This window comes from Marinovum sp. 2_MG-2023 (assembly GCF_030548265.1).
In the GTDB taxonomy this organism is placed as follows: Bacteria; Pseudomonadota; Alphaproteobacteria; order Rhodobacterales; family Rhodobacteraceae; genus Marinovum.
This window is the reverse complement of record NZ_JAUOSD010000002.1, coordinates 40,127-60,879: the sequence shown is the minus strand read 5'-3', so window position 1 is coordinate 60,879 and position 20,753 is coordinate 40,127. Positions and strand designations below refer to the sequence as shown.

Below are 20,753 nucleotides of genomic sequence, written 5' to 3'. Positions count from 1 at the left end.
CCTGTTCACTGCACGATCTCCATTTCTTCGGTCTTGGCCTCAAAGCGCGGCGCAGCAGCGACCAGCCGACGCGTATAGTCATTTTTCGGCTGGCGCAGCACCTGACGCGCGGCACCTTCTTCGACCACCTGACCCTTCAACATCACCACCACCCGGTCGGCGATTTGATGCACCACCGCCATGTCATGGGTGATGAACAGACAGGTCAGCCCCATTTCGGCTTTCAGATCATCCAGAAGGTTGAGGATCTGCGCCTGGATCGACACATCCAGAGCCGAAGTGGGTTCGTCACAGACCAGCACCTGTGGTTTGGTGACCAGCGCGCGGGCAATGGCCACCCGTTGGCGTTGCCCCCCGGACAGCTGTGAAGGATAGGCATGCAACAGCCGCAACGGCAGGCGCACCAATTCCAGCGTGCTGCGCACAAGCGCGTCGTTTTCCGCAGCAGTGCCATGCCCGGAAAGTTCCAGCGGCCGGGCAATGATTTCCGCCAGCCGCCGGCGCGGGTTGAGCGAGGAATAGGGGTCCTGAAACACCGGCTGGACAAAATGCGCCCGGTCCTTGACCGCGACCTCCGCCACCGGACGGCCGCCCATGAACACCGCGCCCGATGTCGGGTGATCCAGACCCAACAGGATGCGCGCCAGCGTCGATTTGCCAGAGCCGCTTTCACCGATCAGGGCCAGGGTTTCCCCCTTGCGAAGGTCAAGCGACACACCGTCTAGCGCCCTGATGTCGCGTTTCGGGCCGAACATGCCCCGCCGCGACGTGTAAACGCGGGTGACATCGCGGGCAGACAACACCGGCTCTGTGTCTGGTTGCGGCGCGGACGCCCGCAAGGGCGTGACCGAGGTGACAATCGTTGGAGGTGTGTCCAGAACACAGCGGCACATATGCCCGCCCCCCTGGGCACGCGACGGGGGGCGTTGCGCGGTACAGACCGCATGGGCATGGGCGCAACGGGGCGCAAAGATACAGGTGTTGGTGGCCTGCATGATCGACGGCACCAGCCCCGGAATGGCCCCAAGACGCCCCGGCGCGCCGGAGATTTGCGGAATCGCATTGAGCAGCGACTGGGTATAGGGATGCGCAGGCCGGCGCAGCACCGCCTCGGCCGGGCCCTGTTCAATCATTTCGCCGCCATACATCACCGCCACCGCATCGGTGCGTTGCGCCACGACGGCCAAATCATGCGAGATCAGGATCATGCCCATATCACGCTCGCGCCGCAAATCGTCGAGCAGATCAAGGATCTGCGCCTGCACGGTGACATCCAGCGCGGTGGTCGGTTCATCCGCAATCAGCAGCTTGGGATCAAGCATCAGCGTCATGGCGATCATCACCCGCTGGCGCTGTCCGCCTGACATCTGGTGCGGATATTGCGACATCCGCCCTTCGGGGTCGGGAATGCCAACCCGGTCCAGCAGGGCGATGGCCTTGGTCCGGGCGGCCGGGGCCGACATCATGCCACGCCAGACCGCCGCTTCGGTCATTTGGCGGCCAATTGTGTAGACCGGATTGAGCGATGTCATCGGCTCTTGAAAGATCATACCGATCCCGGGGCCGGATATCGTTTCGGCAAAGCGGCGGTCATCCAGCGCCAGCAGATTGGTGCCGTCAAATTCGATGGCGTCGGCGGTAAAATCCCCGCTGCGGGGCAACAGCCGCATCAGCGACAGCGCCGTCATCGACTTGCCCGATCCGCTTTCGCCAACGATGCCCAGAGACCGGCCCTTTTGCAGCGTGATTGTCGTGTCGCGGACCGCACTCAGGGTGCCATGCGGCAGTTTGATACTGACGTTGAGATTGGAAATGTTCAAAAGCGCGCTCATCCGTTGCGGCCCTCCGGGGATGTGATGTCACGAAGCCCGTCGCCCATCAGATTGGCGCCGATCACCAGCAAAAACAGGCAAATACCGGGGAGGATCACCAACCAGGGCCGAAAGAACATCGCCTGTTTGCCTTCGGCGATCATCAACCCCCAGGACGGGGTTGGCGGCTGAATCCCGACACCCAGAAACGACAGGCTCGATTCCGCAAGGATCGAGATGCCCAATTCAAAGGTGAAAATCACGATGATCTGCGGGATCAGGTTTGGCAGGATCTCATGCAGGATGATCTGTGGCGCGCTGGCACCAGAGGCCGCAGAGGCCGCCACAAAATCAAGACTGCGCAGGCGTTGTGTGGCCGAACGTGTTACCACAAGGTAATAGGTCCAGTGCAACACGCCAACGATGCCGATCACAACCCAGATCGACGGGCCGATGATGAATACCAGCGCCATCGCCAGCAACAGCCCCGGCAGCGCAAGCTGGGCCGTCAGCAGGAAGCTGATGACATGATCCACCCAGCCGCCAAAATAGCCCGCCAGCACGCCAAAGGTGACGCCAATCAACAGGCCAATGGTGGCCGCGCCGATACCGATGGTGACGGAAATCCGTGTGCCATAGATCAGCCTGCTCAGGTAGTCGCGGCCGTTTTGATCCGTGCCCAGCAAATAATCCGCCGAACCGCCCTCCTGCCAGATCGGGGGCAGCATCCGGTTGGCCAGACTTTGCGCATAAGGGTCATGTGGGGCCAGCAACGGGGCAAAGATCGCGATCAACACAACAAGCGTGATCAGACCCGCCCCGATCAGAAACCCGGTGTGGCCCAGCATCCGCTGGCGCAGCTCCTGCCCCGGTGACAGGCCTTCGGTTTCGGCCTGCGGCGCGGCGGTGGTCTGTGTGATTTGAACGTCGGTCATCCAATTCTAATCCTTGGGTCGAGGGCCGCGTTCAGGATGTCGGCCAAAAGGTTCATTGCCACAAAAACGATGGCAAAGACGAAAATCAGCATCTGGACCGTGGGAATGTCGGCCCCAAGAATGGATTCCAGCGCCAGACGGCCCAACCCGTTGATGGCAAAGATACTTTCTGTGATGACAGAGCCGCCGAATTTCTGGCCCAGCTGCACCGCGAGGACAGAGATCACCGGCAGGATGGCGTTGCGCAGCGCATGGCGCCGCAACAGGGCATTGCCGCGAAATCCCTTTGCGCGGGCGGTGCGGATGTAATCGGCGCCCATGACCTCGATCAGGCCGGTGCGGGTCAGACGCATCACCGCAGGCACCGACGATGCCCCCAGAACAATCGCGGGCAGCACAAAGTGATACCAGGTGTTGTCACCCGAAACCGGGAAAATCGGGATCATCACCGCGAACAGGATGATCATGATCAACCCCAGCCAGAAATTGGGAATGGCCTGGGCCGAAACCGCAACCCCCAGCGCCGCCCGGTCGATCCAGGAATTCGGGTTCAGACCGGCAAGCGCGCCCAGCGGAACCGCAATCAGGATGGTGACGAACAGCGCCGAAAGCGCAAGTGTCAGGGTCTCGTCCGCGCGGTCGGCGACCAGCTCTGCCACGGGTTTGTGCCAGTAATAGCTTTCGCCGAAATCCCCGGTCGCCACGCCGGCCAACCAGGAGAGGTATCTTTCGTAAACCGGTCGGTCGAGACCATAGCGAATGCGGATGGTTTCCACGACGTCGGGGGTGGCGTCTTCGCCTGCGATGGCCTGGGCCGGATCAGAGGCGACGTTCAGCAAAAGGAAGGCGGCCAAGGACACGGTGAAGGCGACAAGAATCGCCAACAAGCCCTTGAGTGCGATATATTTCAACATGTGTTTTGGGGTCCTGTAGAAGGTCGGCGGTCAGGGATCTGGCCGCCGATAAAAGATCACTTCCAGCGTGCGTTTTGCAAACGCGGCAACCCATCGGGGCTAAGCGGAAAGTCGAGATCCGAAGCCACAAGATAGTTTGCCGTGTATGACATCAGCGGCGCCCAATAGGCCTGATCGGCGATGCGGCCCAGGGCCTTGGTGTACAGCGCTCTGCGCTTGTCCGGGTCGGCGGTCTGTTCGGCGGCGAGGATCATTTCCGTCAGCTCGGCGTCGCGCGACAGATTGCGGTCGCCGTCGGCAAAGTGAATTCGGGCGATGGCCGCGGTATCGGCGGTGCCGCCCGATCCCCATGTCCCGAAATAGACGGGAATGTCGCGGGCCGCACGCGCCTGATTCAGGCTCTCCAGCTTGACATAACGCAGGTTGACGTCGATCCCGACGGCGGTGAGGTTGGCGGCAATCGCCTCGGACACCGGTTTGTCGCGATAGGCCCAAAGATCCAGCGGGAAGCCGTCGGGATAACCGGCCTCGGCCAGCAACGCCTTGGCCCGTTCGGGATCATAGCCATAGCGCGTCACGCTTTGATCACAGCCGAATTGCGCCGGATGACATGCGGTGTGAATGGCCTGGGACGAGCCGCCCATCAGGTATTGGGCAATCTCTTCGGTGTTCAGCGCGTGATTGACGGCCTGGCGGACTTTGACCTTGGTCATCGGGCCTTCGGGGTCGCTCCAGCCGCCGGCATCCAGCACAAGAAAGCCGATGCGCAGGTCAGGCCCGCTGAGGAAGTTGACATCCGGGTGGGCATCGGCGGCGGTGGCCACATCTTCGGGCACCTTGAACACCCAATCGATGCCGCCGGACATCATTTCCGCCTGTTGCGTGCCAATGTCGGGGATATTGCGCACCACGATCGTCTCGATCGCCGGGGCGACACCGAAATAGCCGTCAAACCGTTTCAGTACCAATTCGGTGCCCGGCTCAAAGCTTTCGACCCGATAGGGTCCGGTGCTGATCAGATCGCTGGCCATGGCATCACGGTTGATTTCACCACCGTCGTCATAAGTGCCCTCTTTGCGCAGCATGATGCGGCTGGACATGTCGCGCAGCACAAGCGGGTAAACCGCCGTCATATGGAACCGAACCCGGTCCGGCGCGATCACTTCGGCATTTTCCAACCAGCGTTCGACCACGCCGGTGGCGTTGGATTCACTTTCTGCGCTGCGCAGCCAGTTATAGCTATAGGCGACATCCTTGGCGGTCAGCGGGCTGGCGTCGTGGAACTGGACGTCACTCCGCAAAACCACGTCGAGCGTGGTGTCGTCCACCCATTCATAGCTGGTGGCGACGGATGGCAGGACGTCCTGGGTTTCGGGATCAAATTCGAACAACTTGGCATCAGTCAGCTGTGCCAGAATGATATATTCGCGTTTGGTGGTATAATTGTAGTCGAGATTCAGGATCTCTTCGGCCATGGCAACCCGCAGGGTGTCATCTTCGGACCCCGCGAAAGCGGCCGAAGATGCCCCAAGCACCGCAGCAGACAGGACCGCGCGGCGCAAGATCTTTTGAAATTGCATAATTTTCTCCTCCCAATTGCGCCTCGTTATAGACTAGGGGCGCGTTCATATCGGGAAGAGTATCGCAGGATCGAGGTTTCAAAAATTGCGAATTCGCGGGCAATTGTTTCCTGAAACGCAACCTTGGGGGCGGGGTGCCTGATGTTGCAGCAATGGTGATGCATCGCGCGGCATTGGATGAGGGAATGCCCCTGTCAGGGTCATGCGCCGGTCCGGGCCGCGTATGTGCAAACCATCAAGGCGCGCGCCTCACATCAACCAGGCCGGCACTTCCTTTGACATATGGCCGCTTTCGGCCGCTTTGGCGCAATCTTCCAAACTGCCGAAACGTACCGTTCGACCAGAAAGCCCCGGCGCGTAATGGGCGTATTTGCCGGAATTGGTCATCAGATTGCGGGCGTTTGGCGGAAAGACAGGTTCCGAGATCGAACACCAGCACAGATCTTTGACAATCTGAACGCCGGCGGCCTCCAGCACGGGTAGAAGCCCCTCTGTTGTGGCTTGGGCATAGGTTTCGCGGCTGAGCGTCACGATCATTGCGGTCGCGGGCGTGCATCTGCGGCCCCGCATCAATTCGGTCAGTCGGCGGGTCTCATCAAGCGAGAAATGCGGGCTGCCAAGCGCCACAAGGTCGATCTGTGTCGGGCCGCTGTTCAGCTGTGCCCAGGCCCGGCCAAGCGCCTCTGACGTCAATGTGCGGTGTTCGGCATCCTCCCGTGCCGGTAGGTTCCCCTCGGGCGTCACGCCCCGAATATGCAGGATCGGCATTGCGGATGTCGTTCCGAAAGCGGCGCACAGCGCCTTGAGGTCATCGGTCCCGATCTCGGCATCTTCCAGCCCCTCGATTACGGGAATCCGATCCGGCGCGGCTTGGCCCACAACCCAGCCGATCAACGGCCAGATCGCTTCGCTGTAGTGTTCCGGCAGGTCGATATGAATGCGCAGCTGCGCTTGGCGGTTCTCAGCGAGATAGACCCCCGACATTGGCGCGCGGCCGGTCATGGCCACAAAGAGATCAAAGAAATCAGGATGTTTGACACTTCGCGCGCCCAACACGCTATTGGCATAGATCACGGCGTTGGATTCCGACCATCCGATGTCCTCGCCTTCGCGCGGGCGATCATCGGCAAGGTAGGGGGCACAGGTAAACGTCGGGCTGGCGCCCATCGTGACATAGGCCGAGGCCAGCCTGCTGGCGGGTTCGCCGAAAATGGGCGGCACGCCCTGCGATTGCCAATTGTCCTGATCCACAGAGATGGCATTCATGGTTGTCGGAACGGTGACCCGCGCGCCCATATCGCGGATCTTTTCGGCAAAGACGAGGTTGGCGCGCCCGGCATAGATGCAGCCGTCAATATGGGCGCGGGTGATATCGGTCAATCGTGCCGCCCCTTGCACCACGCCCATGGTGAAAATCGCCTCCATCGCAAGCTTGACTGCCTCGCCCTTGTCGCCCGCCAGCATGGCCTTGTCCGCGTCCGACATACACAGCGCGCTGCCGTCCAGCGGCGTCAATGCCAGCGTCAGATCCCCGGCGATGATACTGTCCCCTTGGATTGTTGCGCTGGGGTGTTCTGCCAGGCGATCATAGCTTTCGCGTGACAGGCGCAGCACGGCGACCGGACGATCAAACATGCGCCCGGCAATAAAGGCCCCCAGCGTCAGGATGTCTTCGGGTTCATGAAACACCAAAGCGGCGGGGGCATGGCCGTTGAGAGCCAGTTCCAGCAACACGCCGCTACCGGAACAGGAACCGCGACTGGTCGGCATCATCACGATGGCCCCGGCAAGCGTGGCGCCGGCCTGGGGATGGTGGGCGTCCTGCACCACGCCGGTCGCGGCATTCACACCGCCCCAAAAACTCAGCCCTTCCGAACATTGCAGGACAGGGCCGCCAACGTCATGCGCCACAATTATCTGATCCATCTAACCCCCTTGTCGGCGTGTTTTGCCCCGCCGACAGCGTCCAAAGTGCCATTTCCAACCGGTCGAGATCCGAAAATCCGCCCTTGCCGCGTCTTGCATACATGTTGTACACAATGGAAAGCAAGGTGAGTCGCTCAGGCTCATCAGAATTTCAGAGGCCCCAAAATGACCACTGATGACACGGCCAAACCCTATCAGCGCGGTCTTGCCGCTTCGGAAATTCACGACATCCTGCGGGATGAGATTTTGACGCTGACGCTGGAACCCGGCGCGCCGCTGGACGAGGTCGGGCTGTCGAAACGGTTTGCCGTGTCACGGTCGCCAATCCGCGAGGCGCTCTATCGTCTGACGTCATCCAGACTTGCGCAGCGCCTGCCCAATCGTTCGACAATTGTGGCGCCGGTTGATCTTAAACATTTTCCTGAATTCATTCTTGCGCTTGATGTTCAGCAGCGTCTGGCAACCCGGCTTGCCGCGCAGAACCGCACAGAAGAAGACATCGTTCGGCTGCGGGCGCTGGCGGATGATTTCAACTTGTTTGTCCATGATTCCAACGCGCTGAAGATCATGCAGTCGAATTTCGCCTTTCACGTCGGCGTGGCCGAGGCCGGGCGCAACCCGTATGTCATCCGGCAATATCGTGTGCTGCTGTCCGAAGCGCGCAGGCTGCTGCATATTCATGTTCGGTATCTGGACGCCGCAAACCGCAAGCACGTCATGCGCGACCAGCACCATGATTTTGTCGACGCGATCGAGGCACAGGACGTCACGGCGGCGGATGCCATCGCCCACGCCCATTCGATGCAATTCCACGACCGGTTTCTAGCTGCCCTGCGCCACGAGCCGGACGAAAGTTTCAAGATCGGCGATCCGCCCGCGATGCCGAAAACGCAGGAGTCCTAAGTTGAGCCGGATCGCCCGCATCACGCTCGCCACGCACGCCAATGATCTTGGCGGAAAGCTGTGGAACCCGGCAATCCGATGGACCCTGAAGCACGCTGTTTTCGTGATGATAGAGGATGATGCCGGCAATCGGGGGCTTGGCGAATGCTGGTGCTTTGATACCGCGCCCGACGCATTGCTGGCGTTTCTGCGCACAGAGGTTCTGCCGCATTTTGACGGGGCCGACCTAAACGAAGTGGGCGGCATCACGGCGGGCTTGATCGACCGGGCGACCTTGACCGCGCGGCATGGCATCCTGACCTCTGCGGTGTCGGGGATTGATCTGGCGATTTGGGATTTGCGCAGCCGCCGGGACGGCGTGCCGCTGTGGCAATGTCTGAACCCCGCGGGGCGCGGCACGGCGGATCTTTATGCCAGTGGCGGGCTTTATGGTCAGGGCAAAACCACCGACGATCTGGTTGCCGAAATGGCCGGCTTTGCCGCGCAGGGGTTCGGATTAAGCAAAATGAAGATCGGCGGGCTGTCGATCGAGGACGATCTGTGCCGGGTCAGGGCGGTTTTGTCCGTCTTGCCGCCCGAGGCCAAATTGATCATCGACGGGGTCTATTCCTATACGGCCCAGGACGCGCTGGCGATTTACCGTGCCTTGCCAGAGGGCCGGATCGAAGCGTTCCAGTCCCCGACCAAGGCTTATGACATCGACGGCATGGCGCGCCTGTCGCGCGCCGGTGTGCCGGTGATGGCGCTTGAGGCCGAATACCGCCGCGAAGTGCATGCGCTTTTGGTCAACACGGCGAAAATCGCCTTTTTGCAAACGGCCCCGGTCGCCAGTGGCGGTGTGGCCGGCGTGCGGGCGCTGGCGAATTTATGTGCCGGCAGCCAGACCCGCCTGTCGCTGGAGGTGTCTTCCACCGGCGTGGCGTTGATGGCCGCCTGTCACATCGCAGCCGCCGAAAACCTTGTGGCGCATGTGGAATATCACACCGTGCACCAGGTCTTTTTCAAGCAATTCGGATTGGACCCGCTGGGGTGCGCGCCGAAAGATTTCGCCTTGCCGAACCTCCCCGGCATTGGCGTTTCGCTGCCGGAGGACATCACAACAGCAGCCAATACAAAGAACGCCCCAACCGCGTTCGAAGAACCGCAAAAGCGGCCATGACATTCAAGTTCAACAGACGGAGAAACCGATGACCAATTCCATTATCAAACTTGCAGGGGCGGCGGCGCTTGCCCTTTCGGGCGCGACCGCGTCCAGCGCACAGGAAGCGAACCTGCTCGACACGATCAAGGAACGCGACAGCCTGCTCTGCACCGGCCACAACGGCAGCTATCTTGGGTTTGCCGAAGTCGACGGCGAAGGCGCATGGCAGGGGTTCGACATTGAATTCTGCAAGGCGTTGGCCACCGCGATCCTTGGCAGCCCGGACAAGCTGCAGGTTATTCCGGTCAGCTTCGCCCAGCGGTTCCCGGCGCTGCAATCGGGTGACGTCGATGTGATCATCAAGGTCACCGGCTGGACCCAATCGCGCGACACCGACCTTGGCCTGCAATTTTCGCGCCCCTATTTCATTGGCCCCTTCTACACCATGGCCAAGACAGAGCTGGGCGCCGAAAGCATCGCGGATCTGGATGGCGGCGTGTTCTGCGTCAATGCGGGCACCACTGTGGAACGTGTTCTGGCGGATTACATGGAAACCAACGGTGTTTCTTATGAGCCGCTGGCATTTGAAAAAGGCGAAGAGCTGCGCGCCGCGTTCTATAACGGCCGCTGTGATGCGATCGCGGGCTTTGGTCCGTTCCTGTCCGCCACCCGCGTCAATGCGCCGGACCCCGACGCCTTTACCATCCTTGGCGATGTGATGAAGCTTGAACCCGAAGGCATCGTGGTGCGCCAGGGTCAGGAAGACTTTCTTGACGTGATCAACTGGATGGTCAGCGCATTGCTGATGGCCGAAGAAAGCGGGATCACCATGGCCAATGTCGACGAGATGAAGGCCAACCCGCCCTCGCCAACAATCGAGCGTCTGTTGGGTGTGACCCCCGGCGTCGGCGAACGCATGGGGCTGAGCGACGATTGGGCCTACAACGTGATCAAGGCGGTCGGCAATTACGGCGAGATTTATGATCGCACCGTTGGCGAAGGTTCGCGGTACAAACTCCCGCGTGGGCTGAACAATCTTTGGAATAACGGCGGCGTCCTTTACCCGCTGGTTCTGGACTAATCCCAGCAGAAGGGTCGCCCTTTCTGGGCGGCTCTTCCCCAAGCCGGAAAAGCAAACATGCGCCAGTTACTTGCATCTCGCCGCTTCAGACGGGCGGCGATACAGACTTCTTTTATCCTTCTTGTGGTGCTCGTGGTGTATGGCCTCGTTGTCACCAGCCAACGCAACATCGTCGCCCAGGGGATCGCCACAGGCTTTGGCTTTCTGGAGCGCACAACCGGGTGGCCGATCAATTTTTCGGTCATCGAGGTCAGCGCAAGATCGACCTATAGCCGGATCATATTTGCCGGGCTGCTGAACACCATGCTGGTCGGCTTTCTCACGCTGTTTTTCGCGTCCATCCTGGGTATCCTTCTGGCGCTGTTCCGGGTGTCCAGCAATACGCTGATGAAGATCGTTGGCACGACCTATGTCGAGGTGTTTCGCAATGTGCCCGTCGTTTTGCAGGTCTTCTTTTGGTATGCCGTACTGACCCATCTGCCGGGGCCGAAACAGGCCTACAATCTTTGGGATATTGCGATGCTCTCCAACCGGGGGATCGTGCTGCCCGGTATTCCGCTGGTTGACGGGGGTCTTGTATATCTGGCCCTGGCGATTGTGGCTGCGGGCCTGTGGCTTTGGCTGAGCCGTGAACGGCTGTCTGCGGTGGTCCGGTTTGGCGGCGCTTTGGGCGGGGTCGGGGTGATCTTTGTCATTCTTGCGGTGCTGGGCCATGAGGCGGGCACGCCGATCCTTTCGTTGCCTGAGCTCAAAGGTCTGCGCATTGCCGGGGGTGTCACGCTGAAACCGGAAATGACCGCGCTGGTGATTGGTTTGGTGTTGTTCGGGGCGGCCTATATCGGCGAAATCATTCGCGGTGGCCTGATCTCGGTCGACCGGGGCAAACTGGAGGCAGGTCGTTCGCTGGGGCTGAGCACGTTTCAGATCAACCGGCTGATCCTTGTGCCGCTGGCACTGCGCGCCTCGCTGCCGTCGCTGACCAACCAATATGTCTGGCTCATGAAGGCCACGACCGTGGGTCTTGCCGTGGGTTTTCCCGACTATTTCGCGGTGATTTCAACATCCATCAACCAAAGCGGTCAAACGCTGGAGCTTCTGGCGTTGCTGATGGGCGGGTTCATTGTGCTGAACTATTCCATCGCCTTCGTGATGAACGCGATCAACGACCGCATCAAGATCAAGGGGAGAAGTTGAGATGAGCCTGACACTCAGCAATCCAGACAACCCGACCGGGTTTGTTGCAGCCCTGCGCAAACATTTCTTTGCCACCAAATTGGACGCGGTCATTTCCCTGGTGTTCGGGGCGCTGATCATCTGGTTTGTGATGGGCGTCGTCGATTGGGCGATCCTTGACGCGATTTTCCGGCTGGAGAACCGGGATCAATGCACCTATGAGGCCGGCGCCTGCTGGGCGGTGATTGAAAGCCGCGGGCGGCTGATCATGTTCGGCCTTTACCCCTATGCCGAACAATGGCGGTCCACTCTGGCCTGTTTCGTCATCATTACGACAATGGTGCTGTCTTGTGTGCCTCTGTTCTGGTCGGTGCGGCGTTTGCCGGCCCTGTGGGTCGGCGGGTTCACGGTGTTTGTGCTGTTGATGCGCGGCGGGTTCTGGAACATGCCGCTGGTCACATCCGAACAATGGGGTGGCTTGGCGCTGACGCTGTTCATCTTTTCGGCGGTGTTTGTGATCGGCATGCCGCTGGCGGTGCTCTTTGCGTTGGCGCGGCGATCCGATTTGCCGGTGATTGCCAAATCCTTTGGCCTGATCATTGATTTCGTCCGCTCGCTGCCGCTTCTTACCATTCTGTTTGCCGCCGCCGTGGTGGTGCCGCTGATCGCACCAGAGGCATTGCAAGGCAACAAGCTGATGCGCGTGGTTGTGGCTTTTGCGGTGTTCTTTGCCGCCTATCAGGCCGAAATCATCCGTGCCGGGATGCAATCCACCTCTGCCGGTCAGGAAGAAGCCGCCATCGCATTGGGCATGCCCTATTGGTCCCTGGTGGTGGATATCCTGTTGCCACAGGCGTTCCGCAATACGCTGCCTTCGACCATCAATCAGGCGGTCATTACCTTCAAGGAAACCTCGATTGTCACCTTCGTCGGCTTTTTCGAGCTGATGGCCTCGGGCAATGCCGCCATAGGCACCGGCGAATGGGGCAATCAATATGTCGAGGTCTACGTCTTCCTCGCCTTTATCTACTTCATCTTCGTCTTTGGTCTGTCGCGTTATGGCGCGTGGCTTGAAACCCGCATGAGGCTCGGACATGGCTGATCCCGCAATCCACATTCAATCCGTCGACAAATATTATGGCGATTATCACGCGCTGCGCGACGTCAGCCTTGATGTGCCGGACGGCCAGACGCTGGTGATCTGCGGCCCGTCCGGGTCTGGCAAATCCACGCTGATCCGTTGCATCAACGGGTTGGAAACCTATGCCTCTGGCTCGGTCGAGGTTCTGGGCCTTGCGGTCGGGGATGACCGGCATCTGTGCAATCTGGTGCGCAAACAGGTCGGTATGGTGTTTCAACACTTCAACCTGTTTCCGCATCTGACAATCCTGGAAAACTGTGTGCTGCCGCAGATCCGCGCCATCGGCAAGGACCGCGCCGCCGCAACCGAGGAGGCCCGCACGCAACTGGCTCGGATGCAGGTGGACATCCACGCCGAGAAATACCCGGATCAGCTGTCTGGCGGCCAACAACAGCGGGTGGCGCTGGCCCGTGCCCTGTGTCTGAAGCCGAAGATCATGCTGTTTGACGAACCGACCTCGGCGCTTGACCCGGAAATGATTTCCGAGGTGCTGGATGTCATGCAGGCCCTCGCGCGCGAAGATATGACCATCATCTGTGTCACCCATGAAATGGGGTTTGCCCGCGCCGTGGCCGACCGTGTGATCCTGATGGCCGAAGGCCGCATCGTCGAAGAAGGCACGGCAGAACAGATGTTCACCGCGCCGACCCATCAAATCACCCGTGACTTCATGAAGGCTGTACAGCGATGAAAATAGTGACACGCCAATCGTTTGGCGATCAAATTGACTGGGCCATGATCGTGGATGCCATTGACGCCGGACACCGGATGCCACCCGCCCATATCGAGGATGTCTTTCTCGGCCCGCCGGGGCGCACGCTGCTAAGCCGCGCAGCCTGGATCGAGGGTTTGGGATATGGCGTCAAAAGCGTCACTGTCATGGCAGAAAACCCGACCCGTGGCCTGCCCACGGTTCAGGGTGCGATGTTGGTATTCGAAGACCGCGCCGGGGCGTTGATTGCCACCATCGACAGCCCATTGGTCACGGATTTGAAAACCGCATCCGACAGCGCGCTTGGCGCACGTTATCTGGCCCGCAAGGACAGCAAGACATTGCTGATCCTTGGCGCAGGACAGGTCGCGCGTAATGTCGCCGCCGCCTATCGCCAGATCTTGCCCGGTCTTGAGCGTATCATGATCTGGAACCGCACGGCGGACAAAGCGCGTGCCTTGGCGGCGGATCTGGTGACCAGCGGTTTGCCGGTCGAGGCCGTGACCGATCTTGCCGATGCGGCCGGTCAGGCCGATATCGTTGTCACCGCCACCATGTCGAGCGACCCGGTGCTTCGTGGCGAGTGGATCACCCCCGGCACCCATGTCGATCTGATCGGGGCGTTTCGGGCAGAAATGCGCGAGGCTGACGATGCGCTGTTGCAAAAGGCCCGGATCTTTGTCGACAGCCGCGACACCACCATGCACCACATCGGCGAGCTGAAAATTCCCCTGGCCAGCGGGGCAATCGCCGAAACCGATGTTTTGGCCGATCTTTACCAGTTGAGCCAGGGTCAGGTCGGGCGCACCGGTCCCGACGACATCACCGTTTTCAAGAATGGCGGTGGGGCGCATCTGGATCTGATGACCGCCTTTGCCATCCTTGGCGACGTCGACCAATAATTTGCTGAATAAGGATAAAATCCATGTTGGATGAAAAACAGACCTCGCATGATGCCGAAGAAGATCCCCGGAACCTTGACACCAAGGTTTATGTCAACGGCGAGATCGTGCATCGGGACGAGGCCAAGGTATCGGTCTATGACAGTGGTTTCATGCTGGGTGATGGCATGTGGGAAGGCATGCGCCTGTACAACGGCAAATGGGCCTTTTTCGAGGAGCATATGGACCGCTTTTTCGGCTCCTGCCACGCTGTATCGCTGGATGTGGGCATGGACCGCGCCGGCATTCTTGACGCGCTGACCCGCACAGCTGCGGCCAACGGCATGACCGACAATGCCCATTGCCGCCTGATGCTGACCCGCGGCAAAAAGGCCAAGCCGTATCAACACCCGTCGTTGAGCCGCTCTGGCCCGACGCTGGTGATCATCATGGAACATTCCAAGCCCTCTGCCGCCTTGCAGACGCGTGGCATTTCCCTGGCAACCGTCCCGCAGGTGCGTGGCTTGCCGATGAGCCAGGATGCCAAATACAACAGCCATTCAAAGCTGAACTGCGTGCTGGCCTGTATTCAGGCGCAACAGGTGGGTGCAGATGAGGCGCTGATGCTTGATCCGCATGGTTTCGTGAACACCACCAACGCCTGCAACTTCTTTATTGTGCGCAAGGGCGCGGTGTGGACCTCGACCGGGGATTATTGCATGGCCGGTGTCACCCGCCAAAAGGTGATCGACCTGTGCAAGGCCAATGACATTCCGGTCTATGAACGCAATTATTCGCTGTATGAAACCTATAGCGCGGATGAGGCCTTCATGACCGGCACCTTTGGTGCGCAGACCCCGGTTGGCACCATCGACGGCAAGGCAATCGGCAATGGCCAGCGCCCCGTGATGGAACGCATTCAGGCGCTGTACAAGGATCTGATCCGGGCCGACACAGGGGCAACATTGTGAAGGCGATCAACGACCGCGGCATGGTGGTGATCGGCTGCGGCTTCATGGGCAAGGCGTTGTTGGAGGGGTGGCTGTCCAGCGGCGTCACGCCGGGGGCGATCCATGTGCAGGATCCGGCTCCCTCGGACTGGCTCAAGGCGCAAACCGGGTTCCATCTGAACCAAGCGCTGCCTGACAATCCGGCGGTTCTGGTCATTGCGACCAAGCCGCAGGTTCTGGGGGATGTCCTGCCGCCGCTTGCCACTTTTGGCGATGGTGACACCATTGTGGTGACCATCGCGACCGGCGCGCCACTGGCCTATTATGAAGCTGTCTTTGGCGCGAAAACGCCGGTGGTTCGGGCGATGCCCAACCTACCGGCCGCCGTCGGGGCCGGGATCACCGTGTTTGCCAGCAATGCCAATGTGAGCGATGCACAGCGCGCCCTGGCCAGCGCGCTTTTTGGCGCGGTTGGTGCGGCGGTCGAACTGGAAGACGAGGCGCAATTGCACGCCGTGACCGGCATTTCGGGGTCCGGTCCGGCCTATGTCTTTGCCATGGCCGAAGCCATGACCAAGGCGGGCGAGGCAATGGGATTGCCGCGTGATCTGGCCACCACACTTGCGGTGCACACCGTCGCCGGGGCGGGCGAGATGATGCGCGAAACCGGCACCGATGCCGGTGACTTGCGCCGGGCTGTGACGTCAAAAGGCGGCACAACCGCCGAAGCCTTGGCACATCTGCTGGCCCCGAAAACCGGTTTGTTCGATCTGATGGAAACGGCCGCCTGTGCGTCCCGCGACCGAAGCATCGCGTTGAGCCAACCCTAGCCTCTGTCCCAGGCTATCAAGACCAGATACCCCCCGAAATTCAAAAAGGCCGACGTGATCGTCGGCCTTTTCCTTGTTGTCGGTCCCGATCCCGAGGGCGTCAGAACCGCATTTCAGCGCTCAGCCGGAAGGACCGACCGGGTTCGTTCAACGGCACCACCGCGTCGACGAATTCCTGACCATAGGTGGCGCGCGCCGCATAATCTTCGTCAAACAGATTGTTGATCTCGGCGCGCAGCGTCAGGCTGCCGAAACTGGCGGGGGTATATTCGACAAAGGCATTGGCAACGGCATACCCCGGCAAGGTCGGCCCATCGCCCCCGGTGGCGGTGTCATAGGTGTTTTCAGAATCCAGCGCGATTTGCGCATCGCCGCCAATCAGCAAGCCATTTTCGAACCGATGCGCGGTGTGCAGCGTGATGAACTCGCCCATCGGCATGGTCAGGTAATTGCCGGTATAGGAATCTGCGGTCCGCCCGTTCACCTCGGTGTCCAGTTTGGCATAACCGACACGGGCAAAACCATTCATCCAGGCATAGCCAATGCCCAGCTCATACCCCTGTGACAGAACATCCGCCGAAAGCGCCGGACCGGCTCCGTAACTTGCCGCCCGTGCATTGTCGAGCGCGGTGGAAAACACCTTGCCGTCCAGGGTCCAATTGCCGGTTTGATAGGCCGCCGCGACATAGAAACTGTCCGATGTGACCTCTTTGATATCATCCGCATAGGTCCAGGACGGGTTCATGATAAAGTTCTCGGCCAGCTCGATCCCGCCCCAGACATGGGCATAGCCCGCGCTTAACGTCAGCGCCTGCGTCACGTCCCATTCGCCAGAGATATTGCCGGACAGGCCAGAGGCCGATTGCGTCGAGCCGTCAACACCTTCGAATTCCTGAAAATCGACACGCCCCCCCAGCGACACACGTGTGCTGGCCGTTGGTTCAAGCCGCGCCTGCGCAAAGATCCCGAAATTGCGCAGTTGCTCTTCGGCGGCTTCATCCCATGCGGCATCCGGCAGATAGAAATAATCCGACTCTGCCTCGTCAGAATAAAAATCGATCCCCGCCGTGATCGACCCATTGGCCAGATTGAACCGGTTCTGAATGACGCCACTCAGGCTATCGGTTGATCCATTGATCTGCTGATCCGGTTCCGTGATCCGCAGGTCGGTGACACTATAGGCCAGCTGGATCTTGGGATCCCACCAGCCGTCAGGCGCCGTTTCGGTATAGGTCAGCACATAATTCGTGCGGTCAAGATCATAGGGGCGGGTGTCCGGCACCGGTCTGCCGCCGATAATGGCCCCGATGTTGGCACGATAAGGCCGGGCATTGTCATCCTTGACCCGCTCCATCGAAAATTCCAACCGACTGCCGCTTTCGGTTTCATAGGCGAATTTGGCAAGGCCGCTCAGAACATCCGTGCCAGAGCCCACAATGTCATCGCCGTCGCCGTCAATGCGATTGTCGCCCTCGGCATATTTGGCAAACCCAAGGTATTCAAACCCGCCTTCCATGCCATAGACCGACAGGCTGTTGGACAGAATTCCGCCGTTGCTGTCGTATTCGAGCTTGTAACGCCCGCCCATGGATTTGTCCGCATCCAAAAGATCAGCCGCGTCTTTGGTTTCATAGGCCAATGACCCGCCAAGCGCGCCGGGGCCGGCATCGGCCGGGGCCACACCGGGATCAATCCGCACCGCTTTCAGCAGGGCCGGATCAATCAGCGTGGTCGTGTTGTGATGGAAAATCTTGTTGTTTTGCCGCGCCCCGTCGATCGAGATTGCAAGGTTGTTTTCTTCGATCCCCTGCACATAGACCTTCTGCGACATCGGAATAGAGCTGCCGACCGCGATGGTCGGCTCTGCCACAAACAATTCTGACAGATCGGCGGGATTGCTGAGCGCAATTCCGGCGCTTGTCACATCGACCTCTCCCGTGGCCAGGTCCGACAGACCTTCCTCGCCGGCGGAGATGGGATTGAACTGAGGCGGGGCCAGAACAATCGTTCCAAGGAACGCGTCTTCCGCAGAAACCACAGTGGCTGACGAGAATCCGACGATCGTCGTTCCCGCCAGAATGGACATGAGAGCTTTGGATTTCATCATCCGCGCGCCTTTTCATTGATTGAGGAAAAGGTAGCTTGCGACGATATGCTGGCGGCCTGATTGCGGTGCAAGACCATGCCGCTTGTGCCATGTCAATTTGCCGGGCCGCTGGCCGCAATCCCGGTGTGACCGCTGTGCAACAATCCCGGTTTGGCAAGCGAATGTGCGGGCACAGGTCGGCTGTCCTGCGCCCTAGTGGCGTCTAGCGGATATAGCCTTCGGCGGCGGCGGTCAGATCCGTCAGGTCAATGGTGCCTTTTGCGATCCGCAGCATCATCCGCCCCCGGTCAAGACAGTACAGATTTGGAAAGGCGGCGATCCGATCCTGCGTTTCCTGCGGGTCCAGCCCGGTGGTGCCATCGCCATAAAAATGTCCGTTGCGTTCGATGTGCCCGACACCCAATGTGGCGGCTAGGCTCAGATCCTGTTGCAGCGCCAGCCCCGGCGGGGTCGACAGGTCCTCGGCCGACATGAAGTATCGCGCATCCCCCGCAGTGTCGTTCCAGACCGCCACGCGGACACGGTTCAACAGGGCGCGGTACACGCCTTTGCAGGATTTGGACGATATCCCGCGATACCCCATGTCGCGTGCTTTGAGGAACGCATCGGGGCTGTCGTCGGATTCGTCGATTTCTACCGCCAGGTCCCCCAATTCGGGGCCAAGCGGCGTCGACAATGCCGTCGCGCGGGCAATCGGCTGTTCGACAAAGCCTGCCGCCGCGACCAGCCGCGCCAGTCGCGGATCTGCCGTGATGCGGTGCCAAAACGCGGCAAAGGTCGCGCCATCGGGAAATTGCTCGTTTCCATCCAGCGTCACTGTGAGGTCGGGAATACCGTCAAGGATCGCCGCAATCGCCACCAGCCGGTTGTGATCGAAATCCCCGTCGCCAGAGAGTTTCAGTTTGAAGGCGCTCAGCCCCCAGGTGGCAATTGCAGCTTGCAGCGTTTCGGGCAGGCCGTCGTTCACCCGACGCTCTGCCGGCAGGTCGGCTTCTGTCAGGGGGTCGATCTGGCCGATGGTATGGCGGGCGCGCAATGTCGGCGCGGGGCGCAGCTTGGCAAGGGTTGCGGTGATCTGGTCTTGTGACAGATCCGGTGCCGTGGCCGGGGTCAGTCCGAACAGATTGTCACGCACAAGCGTGGCAAAGGGCAGGGCACAATGGGTGCAGAGCGCGGCGATCACCGCCTTGTCGAGCAACGCCATGCCAAAGCCCGCCACGAGGGCATTCAACCCCTCTGTCGCGGCCTCTGCCCGCTGGGCGGCATCATGCGCGGCATGCAGGCCAAAGGCGGTCATTTCCGCGCCGTGACGCAGGTAGCGTTGCCGGGTCAGGGCCAGCGCCCGGCGCAACTGTTCGACATTCTGGTCATTGGTCAGTTCCGGCGATTTGTCGAACCATTTGGGCGCCATCAGTTCCGCCGCCGTGCCGGTGGCCATGCGCCCGTCGGCAAAGGTCAGGGTGACGCGCGCCACCGCCTGAACGGCCTGCCGCAGGGTGACCGCGCCGTAGCGAAACGGAATCCGAAGCCCCACGGGGCGTTCGTCAAATGTAATCTCGGTAACGCAAAAACGCGGCGCGGTGTCGATCATGGTATCGGATACCTTTGTGCTGGACATGCAAGGCGCGGCAGACTTCTCCGCCGCGCCAAGACCCGTGTCAGACGGGCTTACTTTGCCGGATAGGCCAGGTTGTCATCAATGAAATCATTGGAGAATTTTGTCGTGATCTCCATGTCGGGCAGGCCATAAGCCTCTTGCACCACGACATAATCATTGGCCACCCTGTCCATATCCCAGGCACCGATCGGCAAATCAGATCCCGATCCCGGCATCACACGCGCGGCATATTCGAATTGACGTTCTGCATCCGACGCCTTCATCGACACCGAACTGGACAGCGCATCGGTGCAGGGTTTCGGCGTTTCCAGACAGAAGGCAAAGGCCTTTTGCGTGACCTGCACCACCTGTTTCACGGCTTCGGCTTTTTCGGCCAGCACCGCGTCGGCGGCGTAATAGGCCAGGCTATAGGTGTTCATGCCGTTGTCGCGCAGCAGGGCAAAGCCCAGATCATCACCAAAGATGTCTTCATAGATGAAATGCACAGAGTAGAAATGCGTCGTGACATCCACCGCCCCCGATTGCAGCGCCGCGAGCTTGCCGGTGGGTTGCAGGTTGACCCATTCCACCGCGTCCGGATCAATCCCCAGGGCGCGCGAGGCTGGTTGCCACATCTGGCGGGTGGCATCAAATGCCGGTGCGCCGATCTTCTTGCCGGTGAAATCCTTTACCGTTTCGATGCCAGAGCTTTTCTTCCAGTAAAGCCCGGCGGCGTTGTCGTTATAGGCGACAAAGACACCGGTAAACGGCGCGCCCTTGGCCAGAAATTGCAGCGCGGTGGGCGTGTCGATGATGGCGATATCGGCTTGGCCAACCTCAAGCGCGGTGGCAGCGGCCCCCGATCCGGTGCCCTGGCGAATTTCCAGCGCGACCCCGGCATCGGCATACCAGCCTTGTTGCTGCGCATAATAGACCGGCGCGTGATCGCCCCCGGCGGTCCAGTTCAGTTGCAGGCTCAGATCTTCGGCCATAACGGCAGAACCGGCCAGAAGCGCGGCACAGGCCACGGCGGTTGTCTTGGTATTGATCATTTTTTCCTCCCAATTGATT

The 20,753-nt window shown here is 60.3% G+C and carries 17 protein-coding genes; 9 read left to right on the top strand and 8 right to left on the bottom strand.

The features are described from left to right. Nucleotides 1-5: 5 nt before the first annotated feature. The 5 genes from Q4577_RS03150 to Q4577_RS03130 form a co-directional block, all read right to left on the bottom strand. On the bottom strand, nucleotides 6-1,832 hold the full coding sequence (locus Q4577_RS03150) for an ABC transporter ATP-binding protein (protein WP_303468768.1): 1,827 nt from the start codon (nucleotides 1,830-1,832) through the stop codon (nucleotides 6-8). Continuing rightward, entirely contained in the window at nucleotides 1,829-2,746 is a 918-nt protein-coding gene (locus Q4577_RS03145; protein ID WP_303468769.1) for an ABC transporter permease, read from the bottom strand. The genes Q4577_RS03150 and Q4577_RS03145 overlap by 4 nt, the downstream gene beginning before the upstream one ends. Next, entirely contained in the window at nucleotides 2,743-3,660 is a 918-nt protein-coding gene (locus Q4577_RS03140; RefSeq protein ID WP_303468770.1) for an ABC transporter permease, read from the bottom strand. Before Q4577_RS03140 ends, Q4577_RS03145 begins: the two co-directional genes overlap by 4 nt. A gap of 56 nt (nucleotides 3,661-3,716) precedes the next feature. Further along, nucleotides 3,717-5,240 (bottom strand): ABC transporter substrate-binding protein, encoded by a 1,524-nt coding sequence (locus tag Q4577_RS03135; RefSeq protein ID WP_303468771.1) that lies wholly within the window; start codon nucleotides 5,238-5,240, stop codon nucleotides 3,717-3,719. Nucleotides 5,241-5,489: 249 nt separating this feature from the next. After that, nucleotides 5,490-7,166 (bottom strand): aconitase X, encoded by a 1,677-nt coding sequence (locus tag Q4577_RS03130; RefSeq protein ID WP_303468772.1) that lies wholly within the window; start codon nucleotides 7,164-7,166, stop codon nucleotides 5,490-5,492. A gap of 165 nt (nucleotides 7,167-7,331) precedes the next feature. On the opposite strand from Q4577_RS03130, the gene Q4577_RS03125 reads away from it, so the two are divergent. Genes Q4577_RS03125 through proC form a run of 9 tightly spaced genes read left to right on the top strand, consistent with a single transcriptional unit; the run spans nucleotide 7,332 to nucleotide 15,978 of the window. After that, on the top strand, nucleotides 7,332-8,069 hold the full coding sequence (locus Q4577_RS03125; protein ID WP_303468773.1) for a GntR family transcriptional regulator: 738 nt from the start codon (nucleotides 7,332-7,334) through the stop codon (nucleotides 8,067-8,069). 1 nt (nucleotide 8,070) lies between these two features. Beyond that, entirely contained in the window at nucleotides 8,071-9,228 is a 1,158-nt protein-coding gene (locus Q4577_RS03120) for a mandelate racemase/muconate lactonizing enzyme family protein (protein ID WP_303468774.1), read from the top strand. A 28-nt stretch (nucleotides 9,229-9,256) separates the two neighbouring features. Then, on the top strand, nucleotides 9,257-10,291 hold the full coding sequence (locus Q4577_RS03115; RefSeq protein ID WP_303468776.1) for a transporter substrate-binding domain-containing protein: 1,035 nt from the start codon (nucleotides 9,257-9,259) through the stop codon (nucleotides 10,289-10,291). 57 nt (nucleotides 10,292-10,348) lie between these two features. Continuing rightward, a complete protein-coding gene (locus Q4577_RS03110; RefSeq protein ID WP_303468777.1) occupies nucleotides 10,349-11,485 on the top strand; it encodes an ABC transporter permease subunit in 1,137 nt (378 codons plus the stop codon). 1 nt (nucleotide 11,486) lies between these two features. Beyond that, complete coding sequence (locus Q4577_RS03105; protein WP_303468778.1) at nucleotides 11,487-12,566, top strand: amino acid ABC transporter permease; 1,080 nt, start codon at nucleotides 11,487-11,489, stop codon at nucleotides 12,564-12,566. Further along, on the top strand, nucleotides 12,559-13,296 hold the full coding sequence (locus Q4577_RS03100) for an amino acid ABC transporter ATP-binding protein (RefSeq protein WP_303468780.1): 738 nt from the start codon (nucleotides 12,559-12,561) through the stop codon (nucleotides 13,294-13,296). Before Q4577_RS03105 ends, Q4577_RS03100 begins: the two co-directional genes overlap by 8 nt. Beyond that, complete coding sequence (locus Q4577_RS03095) at nucleotides 13,293-14,219, top strand: ornithine cyclodeaminase family protein (RefSeq protein ID WP_303468781.1); 927 nt, start codon at nucleotides 13,293-13,295, stop codon at nucleotides 14,217-14,219. Before Q4577_RS03100 ends, Q4577_RS03095 begins: the two co-directional genes overlap by 4 nt. A 23-nt stretch (nucleotides 14,220-14,242) precedes the next feature. Further along, on the top strand, nucleotides 14,243-15,169 hold the full coding sequence (locus Q4577_RS03090; RefSeq protein WP_303468782.1) for an aminotransferase class IV: 927 nt from the start codon (nucleotides 14,243-14,245) through the stop codon (nucleotides 15,167-15,169). Between the two features lie 20 nt (nucleotides 15,170-15,189). Next, complete coding sequence (gene proC / locus Q4577_RS03085; protein WP_303468822.1) at nucleotides 15,190-15,978, top strand: pyrroline-5-carboxylate reductase; 789 nt, start codon at nucleotides 15,190-15,192, stop codon at nucleotides 15,976-15,978. 100 nt (nucleotides 15,979-16,078) lie between these two features. Here proC and Q4577_RS03080 read toward each other — a convergent pair whose 3' ends face one another. The 3 genes from Q4577_RS03080 to Q4577_RS03070 all read right to left on the bottom strand — a co-directional run bounded on the left by Q4577_RS03080 (nucleotide 16,079) and on the right by Q4577_RS03070 (nucleotide 20,734). Further along, nucleotides 16,079-18,085, bottom strand: coding sequence for a TonB-dependent receptor plug domain-containing protein (locus Q4577_RS03080; RefSeq protein WP_303468783.1), 2,007 nt, complete (start codon nucleotides 18,083-18,085; stop codon nucleotides 16,079-16,081). Between the two features lie 202 nt (nucleotides 18,086-18,287). After that, entirely contained in the window at nucleotides 18,288-19,703 is a 1,416-nt protein-coding gene (locus Q4577_RS03075; protein WP_303468784.1) for a mandelate racemase, read from the bottom strand. 50 nt (nucleotides 19,704-19,753) lie between these two features. Continuing rightward, nucleotides 19,754-20,734, bottom strand: a complete 981-nt coding sequence (locus Q4577_RS03070; protein ID WP_303468785.1) for an ABC transporter substrate-binding protein — start codon at nucleotides 20,732-20,734, stop codon at nucleotides 19,754-19,756. Nucleotides 20,735-20,753: the final 19 nt, after the last annotated feature.

Coding starts and splice junctions, on each gene's coding strand:
- Q4577_RS03105 (WP_303468778.1), top strand. CDS start 11,487: ATGAGCCTGACACTCAGCAATCCAGACAACCCGACCGGGTTTGTTGCA.
- Q4577_RS03110 (WP_303468777.1), top strand. CDS start 10,349: ATGCGCCAGTTACTTGCATCTCGCCGCTTCAGACGGGCGGCGATACAG.
- Q4577_RS03130 (WP_303468772.1), bottom strand. CDS start 7,166: ATGGATCAGATAATTGTGGCGCATGACGTTGGCGGCCCTGTCCTGCAA.
- Q4577_RS03150 (WP_303468768.1), bottom strand. CDS start 1,832: ATGAGCGCGCTTTTGAACATTTCCAATCTCAACGTCAGTATCAAACTG.
- Q4577_RS03090 (WP_303468782.1), top strand. CDS start 14,243: ATGTTGGATGAAAAACAGACCTCGCATGATGCCGAAGAAGATCCCCGG.
- Q4577_RS03070 (WP_303468785.1), bottom strand. CDS start 20,734: ATGATCAATACCAAGACAACCGCCGTGGCCTGTGCCGCGCTTCTGGCC.
- Q4577_RS03095 (WP_303468781.1), top strand. CDS start 13,293: ATGAAAATAGTGACACGCCAATCGTTTGGCGATCAAATTGACTGGGCC.
- Q4577_RS03115 (WP_303468776.1), top strand. CDS start 9,257: ATGACCAATTCCATTATCAAACTTGCAGGGGCGGCGGCGCTTGCCCTT.
- Q4577_RS03140 (WP_303468770.1), bottom strand. CDS start 3,660: ATGTTGAAATATATCGCACTCAAGGGCTTGTTGGCGATTCTTGTCGCC.
- Q4577_RS03145 (WP_303468769.1), bottom strand. CDS start 2,746: ATGACCGACGTTCAAATCACACAGACCACCGCCGCGCCGCAGGCCGAA.
- proC (WP_303468822.1), top strand. CDS start 15,190: ATGGTGGTGATCGGCTGCGGCTTCATGGGCAAGGCGTTGTTGGAGGGG.
- Q4577_RS03080 (WP_303468783.1), bottom strand. CDS start 18,085: ATGATGAAATCCAAAGCTCTCATGTCCATTCTGGCGGGAACGACGATC.
- Q4577_RS03125 (WP_303468773.1), top strand. CDS start 7,332: ATGACCACTGATGACACGGCCAAACCCTATCAGCGCGGTCTTGCCGCT.
- Q4577_RS03100 (WP_303468780.1), top strand. CDS start 12,559: ATGGCTGATCCCGCAATCCACATTCAATCCGTCGACAAATATTATGGC.
- Q4577_RS03135 (WP_303468771.1), bottom strand. CDS start 5,240: ATGCAATTTCAAAAGATCTTGCGCCGCGCGGTCCTGTCTGCTGCGGTG.
- Q4577_RS03075 (WP_303468784.1), bottom strand. CDS start 19,703: ATGTCCAGCACAAAGGTATCCGATACCATGATCGACACCGCGCCGCGT.